The organism is Sinomicrobium kalidii, from assembly GCF_021183825.1.
Lineage (GTDB): Bacteria > Bacteroidota > Bacteroidia > Flavobacteriales > Flavobacteriaceae > Sinomicrobium > Sinomicrobium kalidii.
This window is the reverse complement of sequence record NZ_CP089211.1, coordinates 360,066-386,373: the sequence shown is the minus strand read 5'-3', so window position 1 is coordinate 386,373 and position 26,308 is coordinate 360,066. Positions and strand designations below refer to the sequence as shown.

Annotated in this window: 11 protein-coding genes; 8 read left to right on the top strand and 3 right to left on the bottom strand. The window is 47.1% G+C overall.

The annotated features are described in order from the left end of the window. Window positions 1–28: 28 nt before the first annotated feature. Window positions 29–175 carry a hypothetical protein gene (locus LS482_RS01360; RefSeq protein WP_233029945.1) on the bottom strand — a complete coding sequence of 49 codons (147 nt, stop codon included), beginning with the start codon at window positions 173–175 and terminating at the stop codon, window positions 29–31. A gap of 328 nt (window positions 176–503) precedes the next feature. Between LS482_RS01360 and LS482_RS01355 the strand changes: the two genes are divergently transcribed. Together LS482_RS01355 and LS482_RS01350 are read left to right on the top strand one after the other, a co-directional pair. Then, entirely contained in the window at window positions 504–959 is a 456-nt protein-coding gene (locus tag LS482_RS01355) for a protein-disulfide reductase DsbD domain-containing protein (RefSeq protein WP_233029944.1), read from the top strand. A gap of 42 nt (window positions 960–1,001) precedes the next feature. Next, window positions 1,002–2,939, top strand: a complete 1,938-nt coding sequence (locus LS482_RS01350; RefSeq protein WP_367890588.1) for a protein-disulfide reductase DsbD family protein — start codon at window positions 1,002–1,004, stop codon at window positions 2,937–2,939. A gap of 1,067 nt (window positions 2,940–4,006) precedes the next feature. On the opposite strand, the gene LS482_RS01345 is transcribed toward LS482_RS01350, so the two are convergent. Further along, window positions 4,007–4,303 carry a LytTR family DNA-binding domain-containing protein gene (locus LS482_RS01345; RefSeq protein ID WP_233029942.1) on the bottom strand — a complete coding sequence of 99 codons (297 nt, stop codon included), beginning with the start codon at window positions 4,301–4,303 and terminating at the stop codon, window positions 4,007–4,009. 375 nt (window positions 4,304–4,678) lie between these two features. Between LS482_RS01345 and LS482_RS01340 the strand changes: the two genes are divergently transcribed. The 5 genes from LS482_RS01340 (at window position 4,679) to LS482_RS01320 (ending at window position 13,281) form a co-directional block, all read left to right on the top strand. After that, window positions 4,679–6,913 (top strand): S9 family peptidase, encoded by a 2,235-nt coding sequence (locus tag LS482_RS01340; protein WP_233029941.1) that lies wholly within the window; start codon window positions 4,679–4,681, stop codon window positions 6,911–6,913. Window positions 6,914–6,944: 31 nt separating this feature from the next. Beyond that, window positions 6,945–8,630 carry a M1 family metallopeptidase gene (locus LS482_RS01335; RefSeq protein WP_233029940.1) on the top strand — a complete coding sequence of 562 codons (1,686 nt, stop codon included), beginning with the start codon at window positions 6,945–6,947 and terminating at the stop codon, window positions 8,628–8,630. A gap of 161 nt (window positions 8,631–8,791) precedes the next feature. Further along, window positions 8,792–10,183: an aminopeptidase P family protein gene (locus LS482_RS01330; RefSeq protein WP_233029939.1), complete on the top strand. Its 1,392-nt coding sequence runs from the start codon at window positions 8,792–8,794 to the stop codon at window positions 10,181–10,183. A gap of 19 nt (window positions 10,184–10,202) precedes the next feature. Beyond that, window positions 10,203–12,452, top strand: coding sequence for a S9 family peptidase (locus LS482_RS01325; protein WP_233029938.1), 2,250 nt, complete (start codon window positions 10,203–10,205; stop codon window positions 12,450–12,452). A gap of 199 nt (window positions 12,453–12,651) precedes the next feature. Further along, window positions 12,652–13,281 carry a response regulator gene (locus LS482_RS01320; protein ID WP_233029937.1) on the top strand — a complete coding sequence of 210 codons (630 nt, stop codon included), beginning with the start codon at window positions 12,652–12,654 and terminating at the stop codon, window positions 13,279–13,281. Here the strand turns inward: LS482_RS01320 and LS482_RS01315 are convergent. Next, on the bottom strand, window positions 13,263–16,340 hold the full coding sequence (locus tag LS482_RS01315; RefSeq protein WP_233029936.1) for a sensor histidine kinase: 3,078 nt from the start codon (window positions 16,338–16,340) through the stop codon (window positions 13,263–13,265). The genes LS482_RS01320 and LS482_RS01315 overlap by 19 nt on opposite strands. 716 nt (window positions 16,341–17,056) lie before the next feature. Between LS482_RS01315 and LS482_RS01310 the strand changes: the two genes are divergently transcribed. Beyond that, the gene (locus LS482_RS01310; RefSeq protein ID WP_233029935.1) at window positions 17,057–26,212 is read left to right on the top strand and encodes a CLIPPER-2 domain-containing protein; all 9,156 of its coding nucleotides are present in this window, start codon (window positions 17,057–17,059) and stop codon (window positions 26,210–26,212) included. Window positions 26,213–26,308 lie beyond the last annotated feature (96 nt).

Below are 26,308 nucleotides of genomic sequence, written 5' to 3'. Positions count from 1 at the left end.
GATGGGTGTCGCTGGCATATTTTTTTTGCTATTCCAGATAATCCACAGTATTGACATTATTAAGCATCCCCAGTACGGTAAGGCGGCTTTCCCCGCGGAAACGGTTAAATTTTCCCATAAGTTCATAACGATCATCCGTTCCTCCGCCTACGGTAAGGTTCCCGAAGTCTTTCACTCCTTCTTTAAGCTGTATATTAAGGGTTTTACTTTTTTCCGTGGTATTCCCTAAAAACCTTACTTGTTTTGTCTCTTGAATCCATTTTTATGGATGGACTAAGTGATTGTTAATTAACCGGATAAGTTTTGATCCCGGTTGTTATACGAAGGTGCACCGTGAAAGCCGGAGATCCGTTAGGAATTCCTCATAATGATTATACTATACCAGGCTTTAATATCAGGTGATTTTTTGCGGTTACAGTAAAATATCAGTAAAAAAATAAAATATTTTTAAGGGGTTTGTATTGTTTTTACGTAAAGGGTGTAAATACAGAAATAATACAAAAGTGAAACGAACATTTTATTTCATTATCCTGTTACTGCTTCCGGTGCTTACAGCTGCCGGCCAGGTTATAGATCCGGTACATTGGGAGTTTACGGCCAGGAAGACCGGGGAAAACACCTATGACGTATATGCCACGGCATCCATGGACGACCCCTGGCATATCTATTCACAATACACGGATGAAGGAGGCCCGTTGCCTACCACATTTGATTTTAAAGAACAACCGGGGCTGAGCCTTCGTGGCAAGCCTTCGGAATCAGGGGCGCTTATTGAAAAATACGAGGCTGTATTTATGGTAGAGACCCGCTATTATGCGGGAATGGTGGATTTTATCCAGAAGGTGGAAAAGCACACTGCAAAACCCGTAGGGATGAAGGGTAGTGTTACCTATATGGCCTGTACCGAGGAGCAGTGCCTGACCCCGCAGGAAGTGGAATTCGAAGTAGTATTGGACTAACCGACCCGATTTATGTATAGCACCTGTTTTATAATAAGATATTTGTCAGTATATCTCCTTTTCGGGACCGTTTGCCTGTTTGCCCAGGATAGTATTGTATGGCAAACCCGCACCGAACGGCTTTCGGATACGGAGTACATGCTCCGCATCACGGCGGATATCCCGGAAGGACAACGTCTCTACAACGGGGAAGAGATTTACGGGATAACCTTTACGTATAATAATCCCGGAAATAAACTGGTATTTATAGGCAGTACGAAGCAACCGAAGGCAGTCAGTGCTTATGACCCGCTTGTAAAACGGGAAATAGCCTGTTATACCGGCAGGACGGACTTTAAACAGCTGGTTATTGCCGAAGAGCTGCCGAAAGACCTGATAGTCACCGGGAAGGTGAATTACAGTTACCGAGCGGGAAATACCCTTGCAACAGGAGATGATATGCTGGAATTCGGGCTTTCCCGGGAAAACGGGGAGGAGACAGAAAGCTTACCGGGCGACCGGGCTTCCGGGGCTCCTGGGGAAACGGGCGGGCCGGAGTTGTGGCGTATTTTTGTGCTCAGCTTTCTCGGTGGTTTCGCTGCTCTGCTTACGCCCTGCGTGTTCCCGATGATCCCATTGACCGTAAGCTTCTTTACCAAACGTGCCAAAAGCAGGGGCGAAGGACTGAGGGACGGTATATTGTTCGGGATTTCCATTATGGCCATCTATGTTCTGCTGGGAACGGCCGTTACGGCTGTATTCGGTGCCGGGGCCCTGAATGCGCTTTCTACCAATGTGTGGTTCAACCTGTTCTTTTTCCTGCTCCTGGTAGTATTTGCTTTTTCCTTCCTGGGGGCTTTTGAACTGGTTTTGCCCCATTCCTGGGTGGTTAAGGTAGACAGCAGGGCGCATCAAAGGGGGATCACAGGCATATTGTTTATGGCATTGGCCCTGGCCATTGTCTCTTTTTCCTGTACAGGTCCCATAGTGGGGACACTACTGGTAGATGCCGCTACGCGGGGAGGAATAGCCCCGGTGGTAGGTATGCTGGGGTTTTCACTGGCCCTGGCCTTGCCCTTTGCCCTGTTTGCCACCTTTCCGGGCTGGTTACGGGCTATGCCTAAGTCGGGCGGATGGCTCAATACGGTAAAGGTAACCCTGGGCTTCCTGGAACTGGCCTTTGCCTTTAAATTCCTGAGCAATGCCGATTTGGTATTGCAACTGCACTGGCTGGAAAGAGAAACCTTCCTGGCCATATGGATCGTTATTTTCGGTGTTATGGCCTTGTACCTGCTGGGTAAAATACGATTGCCCCTTGACCGCGAGGCGGGACATATTTCCGTAAGCCGTTTGGCACTTGGACTGTGTTCTGCTGCTTTCGCGGTCTATATGCTTCCCGGACTGTGGGGAGCCCCGCTGCAGCTCATCAGTGGTTTTCCACCACCCCTGCAATACAGCGAATCACCTTATGGCGTGGGGTATAGTAAGGCTGGTATACTGCCGGAGACACCCGGGAAAGTTTTGCCGGATGGCGCTGAGCCGGGTCCACATGATATCCCGGCTTTTACGGATTACGACAAAGGGCTGGCGTATGCTAAAAAGGTGAATAAACCGGTACTACTGGACTTTACCGGCTATGCGTGTGTCAACTGCCGGAAAATGGAAGAACGGGTGTGGGCAGCCCCGGGAATACTGGATATCCTGAAGAACGAGGTTGTACTGGTATCCCTGTATGTCGATGACAAACGCCCGCTGCCGGAAGCGGAACGTGTAGTATCTGAAATTACAGGGAAAGAACTGAAATACAGAGGACAGAAATGGAGTGAATTCCAGCAATTACATTATAAGGCCAACGCCCAGCCGCTATATGTGCTGATTGATCACGAAGAAAACAAACTGAACGCATCAACGGCGTATAACCCGGATATTGAGCAGTACCGCGCCTGGCTCAGGGAAGGCATAGAAAATTTTAAAAGGACAAATAAACAGGATGAAGATTAAAAAAGATCATCAGAAAATAACCGCTAAATACTTTTGTTCTCACATATTATTTGGATTAGTTGAGTTAATTTTTTGGTGAAAGGGCGCGAGGGGTGTGTCCATCCCCGTGCCCTTGTTTTAATGATAAATTATTAATAAGTGGTAAAGTTAAAGCGCAGGAACAGTTTCTTTTACATAGTACTTGTCGTGGCACTGGTAGTCATTGCGGCAATTTTAACCAGGGTATTCCTGGAAGGATACAACTAACCTTCTGACTAATTCCTGAAACTGATATACTCTGATGGGTTAGTTGAGGAGAGCCGGGGGTAAAACAGGCAAGGCATAGGGCATTGCCCCCGGAATTCTCTGCTTACATGAAAATACGGGACACTACTTTTTCTTCATAAGTTGTGATTTGTTAGTTGATTTGTTTATTTAATGATGATGCGCACGGGGTTTTACACTTGGTCCCGTGCTTTTTTGTACTTTATGTCCTGGTACACGACAAAAAGTTGTGGATTATGTAAAAATTATCGTAACGTGTTAATGTGGAAATGAAAAGGTATTATACGCTGCAGGTTGCAAGCCGGAGGTTACAGGTTTCAACCATAAAGGTCCTCAATATATCTAAAATCCCGGCAAAGGACTCTGAAGAACTTCCTGTAACATCTAATGATTTAGTAACTCGGTTTATGATACACTTTATAGCCTGACTGAAGGTCACAAGGCATTGGTCCGTTTTTTCAGTTCATTGTGAACAGCCCGGTATTTTGGACTGACATGTTGATTGTTCTTGTCATGGTGCATACCTAATAGTATCGTATGAAGTATTCGAACATCACGGGTCTTTATATGATGGTCTATAAACATATTAAACGCTTTATAATCCCGGTCTTCTAAAATCTTTCTTACTTTGAAAAAGACCTGATCATATTTATCATGGTTTTCTTGCTGCGTCGACATTTTATAAGGTAGTTGGTTCAGATTAGTGCAAATATTATTTGCAGTGCTTTCAAAATAAAAACGTAAGAAATCAATGCATATTGTTCACTGTAAATGTGTTATGAAGTTCAGCCGTTCTGTTTTAGCTACATGGATTTCTGAAGATTATGAAGAGAGAAACTTCCGGTGTCGGTCATATTGACGGCAGGGGCATAGTCCAGACGATTCGCGAGCCGGACTTTACGGTTTCTGCTGAGCGGCAGGAACGTATCATAAACCGCTGCACTGTTGCTGTTATACCAGGTTATCTTGTCCGGGTTAACAACAAAGGATGTATGTGTTCGCATAAAAATGAGTTGAAGCGCGCTGTTATTGTCGACAAACCCGGCAATAGCCATTTGTTGTACCCCGGGATCCTCTGTAATAATACAATTCATTTTCATGATTGGTCGTAATTTTCCGGATAAGAGATCTTCCTTATGGAAAACCTGTTTCCCGGTTTAAACTTAATAAAGAGAGTATACCCGATAGAGATGTGAAACCAACAGGATTATGTTAAAAATATTTCGGGTATACCCAAATTTATTACGGTAAACTTTTAAAAAACCCTTAAAAGGGAATTGTCTTTTTAATCTTTGCAATACACGGTTTCGGGCAATTCTTTAATTTTGTTCGCTTCCAAAACACCAAAATCGTATTAAAACCACATTATTTTTACATTTTCCCTGTTGTTCATGTTAATAAAGTATCAGCTTTTGCTAATATACATTCACGGAGACCTGCCAATTATTTATAGGTTTATGAGCAAAAATACTGTGATGAAAACCTTATTTCTAGCCGGCCTTTATTTGCTGCTTTTTAGTGCTTTGCACGCTCAGGGTACCGTAGCGGAATATAAAAGATCTGCCGCCGTAGATACCTTATTCAAAAACAAGGTTTATAACACACCGGATGTCTTTCACTGGCAGGGCGACAGCCTCTGCTGGTATAAAAACAATACAAAGCAGGGTATAGAATATCTCCTGGTCTCAACCCGGAACGTATCACAACAAAAAGCTTTTGACCACGAAAAACTGGCTTCGGAATTGGCCAAATTGCTCGAAAAGAATGTGGATGCCCACCAACTGGATATGGATCACCTTCACTTTAAACAAGACACTTTGGTGTTTCAAACCGATAGTTTGAAGGTTGCATGTAACCTGGATAATTACGGGATCAAAGTGTTACGGACACTTGAAAAGAAGGAAAAAGGAAAAAGGAGATATTGGGGAAACCGTTTTGACGAATCCGGGAACGGCCCGGTAATTTCGCCGGATAGCTCCCGGGTGGCCTTTATAAGGAATCACAACCTTTACATCAGAAACCCCGAAACCAAAACAGAAACGCAACTGAGTTTTGATGGCTCTGCGGGTTTTTTTTATTCCTCTTATATACATTGGTCGCCCGACAGTAAAAAAATACTGGCGTACAAAGTCCGTCCCGGGGAAGATCATAAGATTTATTTCGTACGGTCCAGGCCCGATGAACAGTTTCAGCCGGAACTGGAATCGCGCGATTACCTCAAACCGGGGGACCAGTTACCTTTTCGTAGTCCGCAATTATTTGATGTGGACTCAAAAAAACATACGGTTATAGATACTGATCTCTTCGACCGGCAATACAGCGTATCCGGTTTTAAATGGAAGAAAGACAACAGCGCCTTTACTTTTGAATACAACCAGCGGGGGCACCAGGTATATCGCGTTTTATCGGTAGATGCCCGTACGGGGAAAGTAAGCGTTATTGTCAATGAAACCAGTCCGACTTTTATAGACTACAGCGGCAAGAAGTTCAGGTACGATACCGGGAACGATAAGGAGATCATCTGGGCTTCCGAACGCGACGGCTGGAACCATCTGTATTTGTATGATGCGGAGACCGGAAAGGTGAAAAACCGGATCACCGGAGGAAAATGGCCGGTAAGGGACGTTATTGAGGTTGATGAAGAAAAGCGGCAGGTCTATTTCACCGCCGGCGGACTGGATAAGGATCAGGACCCTTATTTACTGCATTATTTCCGGGTGGATTTCGATGGCGGGAACCTTGTCCGGTTTACCCGGGAAAACGGAAACCACAAGGTTACTTTTTCAGCGAATCACAAGTATTATATCGATCGGTATTCCCGGGTTGATGCACCGCCGGTAGCTGTCTTAAAAAGTGCGGCAACCCGAAAGAAAGTCCTGAATTTACAAAAAGCGGATATTTCGGAACTGCTGGCCACGGGATGGAAAATGCCGGAAGTATTTACCGCCAGGGGCCGGGACGGCAAAACGGATATCTGGGGAGTTATAGTACGCCCCACCACGTTTGATCCGGAAAAGGATTATCCGGTAATTGAATACATTTACGCAGGTCCGCATGATTCTTTTGTACCCAAGAGTTTTCAAACCCTTTACCGCGGAATGTCCGATCTCGCAGAGTTGGGCTTTATTGTGGTGCAGATAGACGGTATGGGAACATCCAACCGCTCGAAGGCGTTTCACAATGTGTGCTGGAAGAACCTGAAGGATGCCGGTTTTCCCGACAGGAAGCTGTGGATAAAGGCAGCAGCCCGGAAATACCCGTACATGAACACGAATAAGGTAGGGATTCACGGGACGTCTGCCGGCGGACAGAACGCAGGGGCAGCAGTAGTGTTTAATTCTGATTTCTATAAGGCTGCGGTTGCTTCCTGCGGATGCCACGACAACCGTATGGACAAAATATGGTGGAATGAGCAGTGGATGGGATATCCCGTCGGTCCGCATTACGCCGCCTGTTCCAATACCGAAAACGCCGGAAAAATGAACGGGGATTTATTGTTGATCGTAGGGGAGGTGGACGATAATGTAGACCCCGCTTCGACCATGCAGTTTGCCGATGCCCTGATAAAAGCGGGGAAAGACTTTGAACTGGTGGTGATCCCCGGCATGTCCCACTCCTCAGGGGGAACCTACGGGAACAGGAAAAGAAAGGACTTCTTTGTAAAAAAACTGCAGGGAGTAACCCCGCCTTCGTGGGACAAAATATACTGAACCGGAGTATCACTAAATTAATGCATAAATAATGAGGACAAAGTATTTTATGATTTTCCTGCTGATTACGTTCCACGGCATGGCCCAGGAACATGAAGAAACGTTTACCCGAGCCGATAGCCTGAGGGGTACCCTGAATACCGAAAGGGGCTGGTGGGACGTACAACGGTATGACATTACCGTAATCCCCGATTTTCACAAAAAGCGCATACAGGGAAAAAATATCATAACGTACAACACGGTAAAAGAACAACACCCCGATGTGATGCAGATCGATCTGCAGGAACCTCTTCGGATAGATAGTATTATTTATAACGAGAGTCAAAGGCTTTCCTTTACCAGAGAAGGAAATGCATGGCATGTAAAGACGCAGCCGCAGCCAGTAAATTCGGTAAACACCGTAACGGTCTTTTACCACGGTAAACCCCGTGAGGCTGTACGTGCCCCCTGGGATGGCGGATGGACCTTTACCAGGGACTCTCTCAACCGGCCGTGGATGACGGTTACCTGCCAGGGGCTGGGGGCGTCGGTTTGGTATCCGAACAAAGATCACCAGAGCGATGAACCGGATCAGGGGGTATCCCTTACCATGGTCGTTCCCGCTGATTTAACAGCCGTGGCTAACGGAAGGTTGACGGAAAGGAAGCAATATGCCAACGGAAAAACTTCGTATAAATGGGAAGTGAAAAACCCGATCAATAACTATAATGTCATTCCGTATATTGGGCATTACGTCAACTTTAACGAAACTTATCCGGGGAAAAAGGGAGAACTGGACTTAAGCTACTGGGTGCTGGACTATAACCTGGAAAAAGCGAAGAACTATCTGCCTGCCGAAGTACATAACATGTTGGACAGTTTTGAATACTGGTTTGGCCCTTACCCGTTTTATGAAGACGGTTATAAACTGGTGGAGACGGAACATACGGGAATGGAACATCAGTCGGCCATAGCGTACGGCAATCACTACAAACCCGGATATCGCGGGCGGGACGACTCGGGTACCGGACTCGGGATGAAATGGGATTTTATAGTGGTCCACGAAAGCGGGCACGAATGGTTTGGCAATAACATCACGAGCAACGACCTTGCCGATATGTACCTCCATGAGAGCTTTACCAATTACAGCGAAACTCTTTTTGTAGAGTCGATGTTCGGTAAGGAAGCCGGCAACCGGTACAATTACGGAATAAGGCAGGGCATAAGGAACGACAGGCCCATCATTCCCCCTTACGGGGTTAATGCGAAGGGCAGCGGGGACATGTACGCCAAGGGAGGCAATATGCTGCATACCATACGGCACAGCATTAACAACGACCAACTGTTCAGGGATATCCTGGCCGGACTCAATAAAATCTTCTACCACCAAACGGTAGACGGCAACCGGGTATTGCAGTACATTTCGGAAAAGGCGGGTTATGATTATTCGAAAGTATTTGCACAATACCTGACCACCACACAAATTCCCGGACTGAATATTTATACGGATAATAAGAACAACAAGGTATTTTATAAGTGGACCGATTGTATTGACGGTTTTAATTTACCTTTGTCTTTACACAGTGAAAAAGCAGACATCCGGATTATCCCCGGCAGGGAATGGCAAAGTGTAAAAGTGAATGCGGAACAGCGCCTTTTGTTCCGCCCAGAAGCTATCGAAAAAATGTATTACATCGATGTGAAGGAAGTAAAAACCATGCCGGGGAATAATAAATGACAAATACCCGATGATGAGGTTTTAAGAGCCATGATTCATAACACTTCAGATTCTACGGTTCAATATTCGGCATTTACAAATTATAAAAAGCAATATGAAATGTCCCCCGTCATCGGTCCGTAAAAATAAACAAACAAATAATTTTTAAAATTACAGTTTTAATGTTTTCAAGTACAACATATACCGCCAGAAGGCAGCAATTAAAAAAAGAAGTTAAACAAGGTATTTTATTGTTCCCCGGCAACGGGGAGAGCAGTATGAACTACAAAGACAACTGGTACCCTTTCCGGCAGGACAGTAGTTTTTTATATTATACCGGAATAAACAATATTCCCGATATTTATTTTGTCATCGATATTGAAAATGACCGGGAGATCCTGTTCGGTGACGATCCCACCCCCGAAGAAATGGTATGGACAGGTGCCGTAGCACCTCTTTCTGAATTTGCCGAAAGGTCGGGTATTACTGCTGTAAAACCGTTTAAGGAGCTTTCCGCTTTCATAAAGCAACAAAAACAAAAGGGCAACACAATACATTACCTTCCGCCATACCGGGGGGAAACTGCGATTCAGCTGAGTAATTTACTGGATATGCCCGTGGGGCAAGTCGAAAGTAATAAATCGGAAGCTTTTATAAGGGCCGTGGCCAAACAGCGTTCCGTAAAATCCCCCGAAGAGATCGAAGAACTCCACAAGGCGGTAAACATTACCGCAAAAATGCATACTTATGCCATAAAAAACGCCATTCCGGGAAAAACGGAGAAAGAAATTGCGGGAGATCTGCAGGCTATTGCCATAGGAGGCGGAGGAAATATTTCCTTTCCCATAATCCTTACCAAAAACGGCCAGTACCTGCACAACCATGCCACTCAGGCCGTGATAGAGGAAGGCGATATTATTTTATGTGATTGCGGTGCCGAAACCGCGATGAACTATGCCGGGGACATGACCCGGACGTTTCCGGCGGGAAAAAGTTTTTCCCCGTTACAGAAGCAGGTTTACAATATTGTTTTAAACGCACATAATTCGGCTATCGAAGCTTTAAAGCCCGGGGTCCGGTTTAAGGATATCCACCTGCTGGCCTGTACCAGGCTTACGGAAGGACTCAAGGAGATGGGACTGATGAAAGGAAATACCGAAGAAGCCGTTGCCGCAGGGGCCCACACCCTGTTTTTTCAGTGCGGACTGGGACATATGATGGGCATGGACGTGCACGATATGGAAAACCTGGGTGAAGAGTATGTGGGGTATACGGAAGATTTGAAGAAAAGTACGGCGTTCGGCCTTAAATCCCTTAGACTGGGCAAGGCGCTGGAACCGGGATATGTGCTTACGGTAGAACCCGGGATTTACTTCAACCCGTTTCTGATCGATTCCTGGAGGTCGCAGAAAAAATACACCGATTTTGTAAACTACGACGAAGTGGAAAAATTTAAAAGTTTCGGAGGTGTCCGGGTGGAGGAAGACCTCCTGATTACGGAATCCGGCAGCCGGCTTCTGGGAGAACCGCTGGCCAAGACCCCCGAAGCGATAGAAGAACTTAAAAACCTGTAAACCGAATATCCTTTTGAAGATGAGTAAAATATACATCCTTCTTTTTGCCTTCTCCATGGCGGGAACGGCATTGCTGTGTGCACAGCAAACCGATTCACTACTCACCATAGACCGTATCTATAATTCTTCGGAATTTCGTGTAGACAGGCAACGACCTGTCTTCTGGGTGGAGGACGGCGATGCTTTTGTGACTATTGAACCTTCCGGTGAAGGGGAAGACCAGCTTATCAGGTATGTCAGCAGGAACAACAGGAAGAGTGTGTACCTGTCTGCCGATAAAATAACCCCGAAAGGCAGGGATAAGGCCTTGCGGATAGAAGATTTTACCCTGAGTCCGGACGAAACAAAAGTATTGATCTTTACCAATTCCGGCAGGGTCTGGCGTTCCAATACCAGGGGGGATTACTGGGTGTATGATTTTGACAGCGGCAAATTACAACAGATAGGAAAGGAGTTTCCCGCATCTTCGTTGATGTTCGCAAAATTTTCGGATGATAACGCCTTTGTAGCTTATGTTCACGATTTTAATATCTATAAGGAGGATTTTACTACCGGTAAAGTAACGCAGCTTACCGAAGATGGCAATGGTGACATCATTAACGGCACCTTTGACTGGGTATACGAAGAAGAATTCGGGATGCGCGACGGGTTTAGCTGGAGCCCGGATGCCGGAAAGATAGCTTTCTGGCAACTGGATGCCTCTGAGATCGGGACATTTTATATGATCAACAATACGGATTCGGTCTATTCAAAACCTGTTCCGTTGCAATATCCGAAAGCAGGTTATGACCCTTCATCGGCTAAAGTCGGTGTGGTCGATGTCAATTCCGGGAAAATCACCTGGATTCCCGTACCCGGAGATGCCGTACAGCATTATCTGCCGGCCATGCAGTGGGTGAACGACGACCTTTTGCTGGTTCAGCAATTAAACCGGAAGCAGAACGAGCTCAATATTTATACCTACAGGCCCTCGTCCGGAAGGTTGAAAAAAATATATGCCGAAACCGAGGATACCTGGGTGGATTTAAGGTATCCCGACCTGTCGTCCGGCCAATGGGGAAATAATGATTTTCTGCTTACCGACAATAATTCGGCATTACTGCGAATGACCGAAACCGACGGATGGCGCCATATTTACAGGATAGATATCAACAGCGGAGCACAAACCCTGCTCACCCCCGGTAATTTTGACGTAGCTGCATATTATGCCATTACCGGAAAAGATATTTATTTCAGCGCTTCACCTGATGATCCCACACAGCGGTATTTATACAGTGTGCCCCTTAACGGCAGGGGAAAAATGAAACGGTTGACTCCCGAATCTTTCAGCGGTGTGAATACGTACAATATTTCACCCAACGGGAAATACGCGATCCATAACCATACCGATACCGAAACTCCGCTTACCACCAGACTTATCGGTTTACCAGGGCACAAGACCACAAGTACACTGGTAGCTAACAATAAGCTGAAAAATAAGTTAAAAACACTGGAATTTCCTTCCGTAGAATTTTTTAAGGTCAACACTCCGGAAGGTGTGGAAGTGGATGGCAGGATCACAAAACCGTCGGATTTTGACCCTTCAAAAAAATACCCGGTCATTTTCCATGTCTACGGGGAGCCGTGGAAACAAATGGCCACGGACACCTGGATCGGTCTGTACGATATATTCCTGGCACAGAAAGGTTTTGTAATTGTAAATATGGACAACCGCGGTACACCTTCGCTTAAAGGCAGTGCGTGGCGCAAGAGTATTTACGGGAAAGTAGGGGTACTGAATACCAACGACCAGGCCCTCGCGGCAAAAGAGGTGCTGAAATGGGATTTTATCGATAAAGAAAGGGTTTCCGTATGGGGCTGGAGCGGCGGCGGTTCAATGACACTGAACCTGATGTTCCGGTATCCCGGAATTTATAAGACCGGGGTGGCCGTAGCCGCCGTGGCCAATCAGCTTTTTTACGATAATGTCTACCAGGAGCGCTATATGGGGTTACCGCAGGAAAACAGGGAGGATTTTATCGAAGGCTCTCCCGTTACCCATGCAAAAAACCTGGAAGGCAACTTGTTGATCATCCACGGAACAGGAGACGACAATGTGCATTATCAGAACATGGAATACCTGGTCAACGAACTCATACGGCATAACAAGCAATTCCGTATGATGTCTTATCCCAACCGTTCCCACGGGATTTACGAGGGAGCGAATACACAGCGGCATTTATATACCCTGATCACAGATTACCTTTTGGAAAATAATGGCATGGAGTAATAGGGTTAAAGGCGGGGGATAAAATAAAGAAACAAGGTTTAGTTTTTATATTTATATTCTCAATATGGGATTTAAAGAGGTTGAAACAAAATAATTAGTAGATTTGTATTGCTAAAATATCGCTTTTAGAGATATAATACCAATATAAAATCTCAAATTACAACATACATAGGTTCAACCCCTAAACCTACCCTTAAAAATGAAAATTTTACTTGTTGACGATCACTTTGTCGTAAGACAGGGCGTTCTTATTATTCTGAATAAAATATTGACCAATGTCTCTGTTTTCCAGGCTGAGACCATTTCCAAAGCGTTTAGTTGTATCAACAATCAGTTTTTTGACTTACTGATCCTGGATGTGCACTTCCCGAAAGGCAGCAGTCTGGAACTGCTTGGTTACATCAAGGTAAAGGCCCCGGAAACGAAAGTGCTGGTTTTTTCGGGACTTAATGAGAATAAGTTTGCACTCAGGTATATACATGCCGGAGCCGATGGATATCTCAACAAATTGAGTTCGGAAGAAGAGATGCAGAGGGCCATACACACCATCATAAAAAACAAAAAATATATAAGCAATACCATAAGAGATCAGATCACCGATTCTGTGCTTAGCAATAGTCCGCTGAATAAACTGGATGTGTTGTCCGGCCGGGAAATGGAAGTGGCAAGATTGCTGGTCAAAGGCGAGGGCAACATAGAAATAGCCGACAGTCTCAATTTGAGTACCACTACCGTAAGTACCTATAAGCACAGGATTTTTGGAAAACTCCAGGTCAGTAATGTAGCTTCCCTCATCTCCTTATTTAATATTTATGAAAAATCGTTATAAGCGGGGGTGTCAAATATTATTTTGATATGTGTTCCTTTGCCCGGTCTGCTTTGAATCTCAAGTCTTCCCCGCATAATGATCAACAGTTCCGATATGATCTTTATACCCATTCCTTTGTGTTTCTTTTTATAGGTTTCGTCGTCGATATTTAACTGGTAAGACCGGTAGTATTGCAGGACTTCCCGGGGCATGCCCTTTCCTGTGTCCCGCACGGAAATGACGATCTGCCGGCTTTTGACAACACAGTCTACGGTTATGACGCCGTTAAAGGTATTTTTTACGGCATTGTCCATGAGGTTGTGTATAATGATGGAAACAAACGCCTTGTTCAGTATAATTTCGAGATGGGGCGGAATGGAATTTATGATCCGGGTCCGTTGCGATTCCGCAAGGTTTTTAAAAAGGGCCATTTTTTGTTCCGTTAAACGGTGTATGTTGAAAATCCGGGGTTTGTTGTTTACCGGACTGTCATATACCTTGGCATAGTCGAGTAAATTGGTGACCAACTCGGATAACTGGTTGGAAGAGGTGTAAATGGATTTCAGATGGTCTTTCATGTTCTTGTCCCTGCCTTCGAACAGGTGATAGGTCTGCTGGCTGACATAAGCGATATATCCCAGGGGATTTTTAATATCGTGAGTAATGGTGGCAATTAGTTTCTTTTGACTCTCATTCTGTTTGCTCAGATTGTCTTTGGTCTTTCTCAATGCTGTTATGGTATCGTTTAGTTGGCGTGTGTGTTCATTGATGCTGTCCTTCAGGAGCACGTTTTTATTTTTAATGTATTGTAACCGGAGCCTTACACCCAGATGGGTAAGCAGCAGTAAACAGATAATGACACTGAATTTAAACCAGGAGGTCTGGTAAAAAGGAAACGGAATAAAAAAGGAAAGTTGGCTATATACATAGTCTGAACCGAACCCCGTTTTTTTACGGGCTGTAAAAATATATTTTCCCGGGGCAAGGTTGGTATATGAAATGGACATGTCCTCACCAAGAAGTGCCCAGTTTTGCTCTTTTGTCCCGTTGAACTCCAGTTTTACTTCGACCTTGTTATTGGCCCGGTTTCCGTAATAAGGACTTGAGGTCAGAAATGTCAGTCTTTTAAAATCCCGTTTAATGGTAAAAGAGTCCCTTACCCGGATACTTTGGTTATCTATTCTCAATTCGTCGATATAGAGATGATCGGTGGGGAGAACGGGTTTGATCTCCCGGGAATTGAAATAAACCAAACCTGCCAGGGAGGGGACGTATATATCTCCATTAGGAAGAACGGCACTGTTGGGGAATCCGCCTCCGTTAAATTCATTACTGGCAAACCCGGAGCTTTTATCATAAAAATGATAATAGGGGACCGCTTTCTTATTTTTAATATACCGGTCAATACTTTGCCCGGAAACCTGGAAAAGACCTTTATTCGTCGTAATCCAGAAAAATCCGTTTTTATCATCGATCACGGTATGTGATGTAGCAAGGGCATTGTTGTGATCGAGCGGGAAGGAAGTTATTTCGTTGTTGCGATACAAAAAATAACCCTTATTGTATGTGGTGATCCAGGTGTCACTGCCCATAGCCTGTATTTCCCTGATATTTGCAATTCCGGGAGCTTTGATCTTTTCTGTTTCTGCCGGGGCCCTTTCGGGGTAATACCGGTACAGGCCCGTTTCGGTGCCTATGAAAAAGATGGAATCCCTGTGTTTTCCCAAACAGGTGATCCTGAAATGAAATCTATCTTTTTTTAAGGGCTCCGGAGCGCCGGAGAGCACATCCAGGCAAAAGAGGTCACTGGACCGGGTGGCTTCTGAAGAGGTGCTTATCCAGAGTTTCTGATCCTTGTCCAGGTAAAGCGTGTTGATCTGTTTGTCAAAATGCCATTGATCAAAGGAGTGGTATTGGTCCTCCTTTTTAAACCGGTATAACACCGATCCTCTTTTCATCCATAAATCCATATTCCTGTCCCGGCAGATAAAATATTTGTTGGCCCGGCTTAGTTGTTTGTTGTGCCCTGTGAGCTGTCGGTTTTCGATCAATGCCCCGGAACCTGCCAGAATAACGGAATCATTGAGTTTGGCTACAGCATATTCTACATCGTCAATATTCCCGTAACCGGTTGATATGTTCCCGAAATAGCGTTTCTTTACGATACACAGTCCCCGGGCCAAACTACCCAGGTATAGAATGTCGTTTACCACATCAAAATATATGGACTTGATAGCTTCTTTTTGCAGGTTGAAGTCCGATAAGATATGTTTTGTGATCAGGATGTCCGATATCCTTTCAACATAAAATAAATTGTGAGTGTCCTGGTTGTAGAGAAAAACCTGGTTTGAAATAGTATTGGTGTAAACAAGCGGTTTTCCCCCCGGCCTCATTTTATAAGATAGTGTATGGCAATGTCCCTCAGCGTATCGTATCAGTTTATTCTCATCGGTAAGGATATATAACTGATCATTGTATATAAAAGCCTGGTCCTGATGCTTTAATTGGTAGTGGTATGTATGTAAGATACAGTTCCGGCTGTTATATTCCGATATCTTATTATTCTCAATACAGTAATATCTGTTCCAGTGCTGTTGCAGAATGGCACTTTTTCCCCGGCCTATAAAGTGATTGCTGTCCGGTATATTTCCGGGTCTGAACGGATTCTTGGCAATGAAACTTTTGGCTTTGTTGTAGAGAGGATCGGGGGGAGCGATGTGGCGCACAGTACGGTCACTGATCAGAAATGTCTGTTTATGTATATTGGAGATGAACACACTATCTGAACGGAAAGAGCCATAGAAAAAGCTCATGCGGTTCGATGTGACCCCCGAAATGTTGGCATCATTGAAGTTTTTAAAACTACGTCCGTCAAACCGGGAAAGGCCGCTTTCTGTAGAAAGCCATAAATAACCGTGGATATCAAAAAAAATATCCTTGATACTGTTCTGGGGAAGTCCCTCACTGTCTGTATACCATCTAAAAATATAATCTTTGAACTGAAACGGTTTAGCAGTGGCGATTGAAAAAAAAACAAGGGGTAGTAGCACTACCAATAACCTGGTAAAATATCTTTCCATAGAGGGGGCTCTGGAATACTTATTACGGTGTTATACGGTTACTTTATCTGAGTTAAAATTAATAATTTTTGCCGTTGCGATGTTCGTCCTACACTTAAATAAGCTTCGGAAGAACCTTTTGGGCGGATCGGATCATAGATATTTATACACTACAGCATTAGCTTTTTTGTTTTTATAATACACTTATTAACAGCAACTTATAGTCTATGTGTTTGAAGTTTTAATTTTTAGGCACTTCTGTTTTTGTAAGGCTAATCTGTAGTTTTAATTCTACATATCAAGTCATATACAACTATAAGTTCTACAGACTAAATACGCTAAAATTGTTATGAAAGTTCTCTGTTTTACTTTATGTGTCATCCCCGATGGATTTTTCCTTTACACGAATTGCGGATGCCATGTGAACGGACGGAAGATAAGATTTTGTAAGGCCATATACCCCAAATGGACAAATCTCAGTAATTGATCAACTTAAAAACGTATAGTTATGGTAGTAAAATTACCTCTGCTTAAAATGGAATTCAAATACTTCGATATTTTCCCGGTTCCAGGAACCAAATTTCGTCTTGTTCTCTGAAGGAGCAGGCACTCGGGAAACCATTAGTCCATTTCTGAATTTTAATGACAACCGTATCCGGAATTACATTTTCCGAAAACAGATCACGGTTTGTGAGCGATTTAATTTGGTTAATAAAATAATAAAATATCATTTATTGATGAGTTCTGTTATATCCATTGGAAAAAAGAGGAACCTGTTTTCCTGTCTGATCCTTTTACTAACTGTTTTCGGGATCAATACCGTATATTCACAAGACCCGGTGCCGTTTACCTGCAACGGTTCCGCTTACCTGGTGAGTTCGCCGGGCGGTACCACTCCGTCCACCATGTATATCGTGCAGGCAAACAACCCCAACATTGTTAACGCGACCATCACTCCTTCGATCGCCGATCGCTATAACGGCATAGGCTATAATTTTGAAGACAACTTTATCTACGGTATGGCAGCGGGAGATACCCCTTCCCTTACCGGGGCCGATATTGTCAGGATCGATGCGGAAGGGACCGTAACACGGCTGGGAGCGCCGCAGCGTACCCCGGGACAATCCCCCGGGTTGGCCACCTGGACGAGTAATGTCAATGTTAACCCTAATGGCGGACGAATAAGCATAGCGCCGGGAGTGGTTGGTCTGGACAATAAAATGTACACCATGGCGGTTACAAACAGCGGTGCGGCGTTTCTGGTAACCGTTGACCTGACGACGATGAGGTACACGACCGTCCGCCTGAGCCGAGATATCAATGTAGCAGATCTGGCGTTTTCCCCCTATAACGGTTTTTTGTACGGAATTGCCGGGGGAAATCTTATTCGTATTAATCCGAATAATGGAAATCAGGCCTTCATTAACCCGTCGTCCGGAACGGTACCCGGTGTGCACGCAGGGGGGGCGTGGAATGACGTCCAGGGCCGGGTCTATTTTTATTCCAACAGTGCGAATACCGCAAATGGGGGTGGCCGGTTATACCGGTATAATCCCGCAAACAATGCATTCGTTAACGTCAGGGCGGTGGACCCTTATCCTACCTTCGATGCCACGGCCTGTTTCCCCACACGCCTGGAAAAACAGGTCAGCATACCCACCGAAGGCCTGGTGCCCGGGGATGAAGTGGAATTTGAGTTCAGCATCTACAACAACCAGATGCTGCCCATAACCTACGATTTCGAAGACATACTGGCATCATCCGATCTCAGCTGGGTGTCCGGCTCGGTAGAACCCGCATCACCCGGCGGGGGTACAGTGAGCATTTCAGGACAGACATTGACGATTAGTGGTGTAACCGCACAACCGACGGCTGCTACGGGAGAACCGCTGACGTTCCGGGTTTCGGTAAAGGTTGCTGATAATGCTGCGTATGGCAGCTGCTATTCCAACCAGGCCACCATTACACAAGGGGGCACCACTGTGGTTAGTGATAATCCGGAAACAGAAGAACCTAACGACCCCACCTTGTTTTGCCTGAACGAATGTGAACTGCCCGCGCCGGGCAGTGGTGGTAATATCCAGCAATGTGCAAACGATCCCGTTCAGAAAATAACAGCTACGGCCACTGTACCCGACGGGGTACAGCTCATCTGGTATGATGCCCCTGCCGGCGGGAATGTGGTGGCAGACCCGAGCCTGGAAGCGGTGGGTTCCGTGACCTACTATGCCGCAGCCGATGACGGTACCTGTATCAGTGAGAACCGCACACCGGTTACTTTACATCTTCTGCCCACACCACAGTTGGATGGAATTGAAGATGTAGAAGAATGCGTATCCTATGAACTCCCGGAGATCACAGGAAACAACCTTACCGGGAACGAAGCCTACTATACGGAGCCCGACGGGGGAGGTACAAGATACCTTCCGGGGGATGTTATCGAGGATATTGGCAATACTACGCTTTACGTATATGATGAGATGGAAGCGGGGGATAACTGTGAAGGAGATCTGACAGTCGCCTCCAATACAGCTTATGTCATTGACAATTTATTCGAAGATGGCACCCATCACCAATATCCGGGGGCGACCAATCCCGGTTTCTGGCAGGGTACCGCAAACCAGCAGATATTATACGATAGTCCCGGGACACCCACAGGCGGACAAATTTACCTGGGACTTGTCGGTGATGTGTCGATAGACGATACATCCGCTTGTTTCGGAACCGAGGTCAATATAAATGCACAGGTTACCGTTACCAACCAGGGACCCGGGACCGGGGCGGGGTATTCCGGAAGACTGGCAATAATCGATAAAAGTACCGATCAGATATTGTATCAGACTCCGTTGACCGTTAATTTCCCCGCAAATACAACGATGACACCTACAGTGTCGGGCATAGTCTCCGCAGCTGAAGTGCTGGCAGGAAACATCGCTGTTATGATGGCTGTGGAGACGTATCAGGGGAGCTTTAAAAACTGGCAGTTCTCCGGGTTCAGTGCAGATTATCAGTTCCAGCCGGAAAGCACACAGGCGTGTTCGGACGAACAAAGTTTTGAGTTGACCATTAATGATCTGCCCGAGTTGCTGATCACCGATCCTGACCCGGTATGTCTGCCCGGAACGGTAGACTTGACTGATGCGGCGGTGACCGCCGGAAGTACCCCCGGTTTGATATTCACCTATTTCGAGGATGCAGAAGGTACGGTGGCATTGAGCAACCCCGAATCCATTTCGGAAACAGGGACCTATTATATCCTCGGCGAAGATCCGGTGACGGGCTGTAGTACCATTATGCCCGTGGAAGTCGTATTGATCGACGCTCCCGAAGTAAGTATCGGCCAACCGGTCTGTATAGACGGTGAAGGAAGTATTGAAGTAACCTCCCCGCTAGGTGCCGAATTCGAATATTCCATCGACGGGACAAATTACCAGATTGATGCGGTTTTCGAATCCGTCGCCCCCGGTACCTATATGGTAACGGTAAGAAATACCACTACCGGCTGTGTAAGCCTGGAAACAGAAGCCGTGGTCGACGAGGCCCCGACCGCCCCGGAGCCCGTGGTCACACAACCGGATTGTGAGTCGCCTACGGGAACGATCCATATACCGAGGTATGAGAATGCGATGTACTCCATTGACGGCGGGGCGAATTTCTCCGGCCTCAACACCTTCAGCGAACTGGACCCGGGCGATTATGAAGTAGTGATCAGGGCAGACGGATGTGATACCGACCCGGTACCTGTAACCATCGAAGAAGCACCCCCTGTCCCGGCAGCCCCGGTAAGCGGTGGCGACGAGATCGTTTGCGCCGAAAGCCCGGTGCAGACCCTGACAGCCACAGCCTCGGTAGAGGCGGGGCAAACGCTTACGTGGTATGATGCACCCGTTGGAGGGAATGTAGTGCCCGATCCCTCACTGAATACCGTCGGTGTAGTAACATATTATGCCGAAGCCGATAACGGAACCTGCCCCAGCCTGGACCGGACAGCCGTAACCCTGATGATACAGCAGGCGCCGCAGCTCGATCCGGCGGAAGACCAGGAAGCTTGTGAAGAGTATATGCTGCCGGAGATCGAAGGAAGCGACCTCTCGGGTAATGAAGCCTATTTTACAGAACCGGGCGGCGGCGGAACCCGTTTGGAAGCAGGCGATACCATTAATACGATCGGAACAACTACGCTATACATTTATGATGAAGTAGAAGGAGAGTTTAATTGCTCCGGAACCCTTTCTGCGCAGAACAGTACGGAAATAACACAGTCTGACGTGGAGGTAATAAGGAACAGGGCCACTTATTTGACAGATGATTTTGATCCCGCAGTTTGGAATGACAGCCCCACAGAAATAAATTATGATACCGGTGACCCGGTCGTAAACAGCCAGACCTATAAGGCTATTGCCGCAGATGTTGTATTTGCAGGTGAACCGGGATGTTTCGGTTCCGCAATACGGATCAACCCGAGGATGCAGATCACCAATACAGGCCCCGATACGGGGAGAGCGTATTCCGGTGAAGTGGCCGTGGTCAACAACCTTACGAATGAGGTCATTGCAAGATCACAGCAGTTGCTCAACACCCCGGTGAACACCCCGGTAGCCATAGATTTCACCACTACCGTATCAATGGATGACCTGACAGGAGGGAACATCAGCGTGGTGATCATCGTGGAGACCTATCATACCGACGACAATATCAAGGACTGGAGGATCGAGAATTTTTCAGTCGATTACCAATACCTCCCGGAATTCACCCCGAGCTGCCCGGATGAGGAAAGTTTTGACGTAACGATCTACGAAACACCAACACCAGAAGCCGGAGAAGAACAAACCCAATACAACAATGGTACATTTACACTGGATGCCACAACTCCCGCTTTGGGAACCGGCGAATGGAGTGTTGTGGACGGCACATTAGCCGGGGCGATTTCAGATATAAACGACCCGAACGCCACCGTTACGCTCGATGCGAATACTTCGGTAACATTGCGCTGGACAGTGACCAACGGCACTTGTACCGCTTTTGACGATGTGGTAGTGAATTACGTTTCGCAGGCCGATATTGTTACGGAAAAAGTAACCAATGAGGCCGGGCAGACCACATACGTACCCGGCGAGACCGTTGAGTATACCATAACCATAAGGAACAACGGCCCGAGCGATGCGGAACAGGTACGTGTAGTGGACGTAGATCCCGCCGGGGCGGAGATCGCGGGCTGGACAGCCGAAGTCGTAGCCGGTGCCGTGACCCTGCCGAATGCATCGGGAACCGGCAGCATTGACGAAACCATCGATCTGCTGCCTGCGGATGCCGAAGTGATGTATCATGTCACCGTTCAGACACTCCCCCGAAGTATGGAAGAACTGGTGAACACGGTACAGGTCACCGGTCCGACCCCCGATCCCGATCCGGATTGTGAATTCTGCGAAACCCCTCCGCTCAGCCCCGACCCACAGGCCGATATCGTTACGGTAAAAACCACCAGCGATGCCGGGCAGACGGAATACGTCCAGGGCGAAGCGGTAGACTATACGATCGCCGTAACCAACAACGGTCCGAGCGAAGCACAACAGGTAAATGTTACGGATATGGCTCCCGCCGGTACAACGATAACAAACTGGACCGCCGAAGTCACCGCCGGTACGGTAACACTTCCCAATACCAGCGGTACGGGCGATATCAATGAAACCATCGGTACGCTCCCCGACGGTGCCGTCGTGACCTATACCGTTACGGTACAGACACCGCCCGATTTTACGGACGACCTGGTAAATGCCGTACAGGTGACCAGCCCGACCGAAGACCCCGACCCGGATTGCCCGGATTGCGTGACCCCGCCGCTGGAAATGACACCCGAACCTTCAATAGCCCTGGTAAAGACAGGAGCGTATGCCGACAGCAACAACAATGGCATGGCCGATGCCGGCGATGGGATCACCTATACCTTTACGGTGACCAATACCGGGAATGTAACAATAGATAACATCACCATTGACGATGACCTGACAGGTACCGCCGGTCTTTCTCTTACACCACCGGCCCTCGCACCCGACGAAACAGGTACCGCTACGGTAGCTTATACCATTACACAATCGGATGTAGATAACGGAGGCGTAAGCAACCAGGCCCTGGCCACAGGTGCGTCGCCTGACGGCGATCCCGTAGAAGACACTTCGGGAACAGGTGAAGATAACGATACCCCGACGGAAACACCGATCGAACAATCCCCGTCGATCGCCCTGGTAAAGACAGGAGCGTATGCCGACAGCAACAACAATGGCATGGCCGATGCCGGTGATGAGATCACCTATACCTTTACGGTAACCAATACCGGTAATGTAACCGTTTCGGATATTACCATTGATGATTCCCTGACTGGTACGAATAATTTACCCATTGCCCCGGCAACCCTGACCCCGGGCGCGACCGGGACCGCTACAGCCACCTATACCATTACACAATCGGATGTAGATAACGGTGGTGTAAGCAACCAGGCCCTGGCTACCGGAAATGACCCGAACGGTGATCCTGTAGAGGACGAATCCGGAACAGGAGAAGACAATGACGACCCCACAGACACGCCTCTGACACAAGACCCATCCATAGCTTTGGTTAAAGCCGTGACCAACACGGGTAGCGGGGAAAACGGCGCCTTTGTAGTCGGCGATGCCATCGAATATACCTTTACAGTAACCAATACAGGCAATGTAACCGTGTCGGATATTAACATCGATGATGCATTGACAGACACCAGTGGCCTGCCGGTCACCCCGTCTACCCTTGCTCCGGGTGAAAGCGGAACGGCTACGGCCACCTATACGATCACCCAGGCCGATGTAGATAACGGCGGCGTAAGTAACCAGGCTCTGGCCACCGGGCAAGATCCCGGTGGCGATCCCATAGAGGACGAATCCGGAACAGGCGAAGACAACGACGATCCTACGGAGACCCCGATCACGCAGGAGCCTTCCATAACCCTGGTAAAATCCGTTACCAATACGGGCAGTGGGGAAAACGGCGCCTTTGTGGTGGGCGATGCCATCGAATATACCTTTACGGTGACCAATACCGGGAATGTAACTGTAGATAATATTACTATTGACGATGAACTTACAGGCTCCATCGGTTTGCCGATCACTCCAACGACCTTAGCCCCGGGCGAGATTGGAACAGCTACGACAACGTATACCATCATCCAGTCTGATGTAGACAACGGAGGTGTGAGCAACCAGGCTTTAGCTACCGGAGAAGACCCCAATGGTGATCCCATCGAAGACGAATCCGGAACAGACGAAGACAATGATGATCCTACAGATACCCCGATCACACAAGAACCATCCATAGCTTTGGTTAAAGCAGTGACCAATACGGGCAGCGGAGATAATAATGCCTTTGTTGTGGGTGATGTTATCGAATATACCTTTACAGTGACTAATACCGGCAATGTAACGGTTTCCGATATCACTATTGATGATGCTTTGACAGGAACTGCTGGTCTACCGATCACCCCGGCAACATTAGCCCCGGGTGAAAGCGGAACAGCTACAGCAACGTATACCATCATCCAGTCTGATGTAGATAACGGAGGTGTGAGCAACCAGGCTTTAGCTACCGGAGAAGCCCCCAATGGTGATCCCATCGAAGACGAATCCGGAACAGGAGAAGACAACGACGATCCTACAGATACCCCTATAACGCAAGATCCATCCATAGCTTTAGTAAAATCCGTAACCAATACGGGTAGTGGAGCTAACGGTGCCTTTGTAGTCGGTGATGCCATTGAGTACACCTTTACAGTGACCAACACCGGTAATGTGACTGTGGATAACATCACTATTGATGATGACCTGACAGGCTCCATCGGTTTGCCGATCACTCCAACGGCCTTAGCCCCGGGCGAGATTGGAACAGCTACGGCAACGTATACGATCACCCAGGAAGATGTGGACAACGGAGGCGTAAGCAACCAGGCTTTAGCTACCGGAGAAGACCCTAACGATGATCCCATCGAGGATGAATCCGGAACAGGCGAGGACAACGATGACCCCACAGATACTCCGATAACACAAGACCCATCCATAGCTTTGGTAAAAACAGTGACCAATACGGGTAGTGGAGCTAACGACGCTTTTGTTGTGGGCGATGCCATCGAATATACCTTTACGGTGACTAATACCGGTAATGTGACTGTAGCCGATATCACTATCGATGATGCCTTGACAGGAACTGCTGGTCTACCGATCACCCCGGCAACATTAGTCCCGGGTGAAAGTGGAACGGCCACGGTAATGTATACGATCACGCAGTCTGATGTGGACAATGGCGGGGTAAGCAACCAGGCTTTAGCCGGTGGACAAGACCCCAATGGTGATCCCATCGAGGACGAATCCGGAACGGGCGAAGACAACGATGATCCTACAGAAACCCCTATAGAACAGACACCGGCGATAGTATTGGTGAAAACAGGGGAGTATGCAGATACCAATAACAACCAAATGGCCGATGCAGGAGATGAGATCACTTATACCTTTACGGTAACTAACACAGGTAATGTAACAGTTGCTGACATCACTGTCGACGATGATCTGACAGAAACCGTTGGTTTACCGATCACCCCGGCAATATTAGCTCCGGGTGAAGAAGGTACAGTTACAGCAACCTATACGATCACCCGGGCCGATGTAGACAGCGGTGGGGTCAGTAATCAGGCCCTGGCTGCAGGAGAAGACCCGAATGGCGATCCCGTAGAAGACACTTCGGGTACAGATCCTGATAATGATGAACCTACGGAGACACCCATAGAACAAAACCCTGATATGATATTGTATAAAGCAGGGGGCTATGTTGATGAAAACGGTGATGGAACTGTAAGCCCGGGAGATATTATACAGTATAGTTTTACCGTGGAAAATACGGGGAACGTGACCTTGAGTAACATAAGCATCTCCGACGAAACCCTGGTGCCTGCCCTGGAAGTTTCTGAAGTAAATCCGTCTGCCCTGGCTCCCGGAGAAACAGCAACAGCCTCCGCAGTATATGTGATTACACAGGAGGATATCAACACAGGTGCGGTTTACAATATTGCAGAAGCAGGTGCGGAAACCCCGGATGGAGAAGAATTGTTTGAAGAATCACAACCTTCGGAACTGCTTGATCCGTCAGATCCGTTCTACATGGACGAATGTCCCGATTGCACGGTTGTTAAACTTGAGCGCAACCCTGCAATTACCTTACTGAAAACAGGAGCGTTCAATGACGAAGACGGTGACGGACAGGCCCAGGCCGGGGAAACCATAACATATGGGTTTGTAGTGACCAATACGGGTAATGTATTCCTGGACAATATAGAAATCGAAGACCCGCTGCCCGGAATAAGCATAACAGGTGGCCCTATATCCCTTTTACCGGGAGAATCAGACGATACTACTTTTTCTGGAACCTATACCATTACCCAGGCGGATATTATTGCCAGGGGAGTAACCAATCAGGCTACGGTTCATGCCGATGCCACAGACGGTTCCCGTGTTAGTAACCTTTCCGACAGTGCAGACGGTCTGGGCGATCATCCCACTTTTACAGCACTGGAAGGTTGCACCATAGAAGTGTTCAACGGCCTGTCTCCCAACGGGGACGGATTGAACGATACCTTCAGGATACAGGGAATTGAATGTTATCCGGACAATACCGTGGAAATATACAACCGCTGGGGCATTAAGGTATACGATACCCGTGGATATGACAACAGCAGTAGTGTATTCCGCGGATATTCCGAAGGACGCGCCACCCTGAACAACGGCAAGCGATTGCCTGCGGGAACGTATTTCTACCTCCTGAAATACAGGACGGAAAACGGTAGTGTTGAAGAGAAGTCGGGCTATCTCTATATCAATTAATATTTCAAACAATGTTAAATATTCCGGTGCCGGGAGCGTTGGGTTACAGTCAAGAATAAAATATTGTTTCCAGTACATTTTAAGGCGGTACCTCCG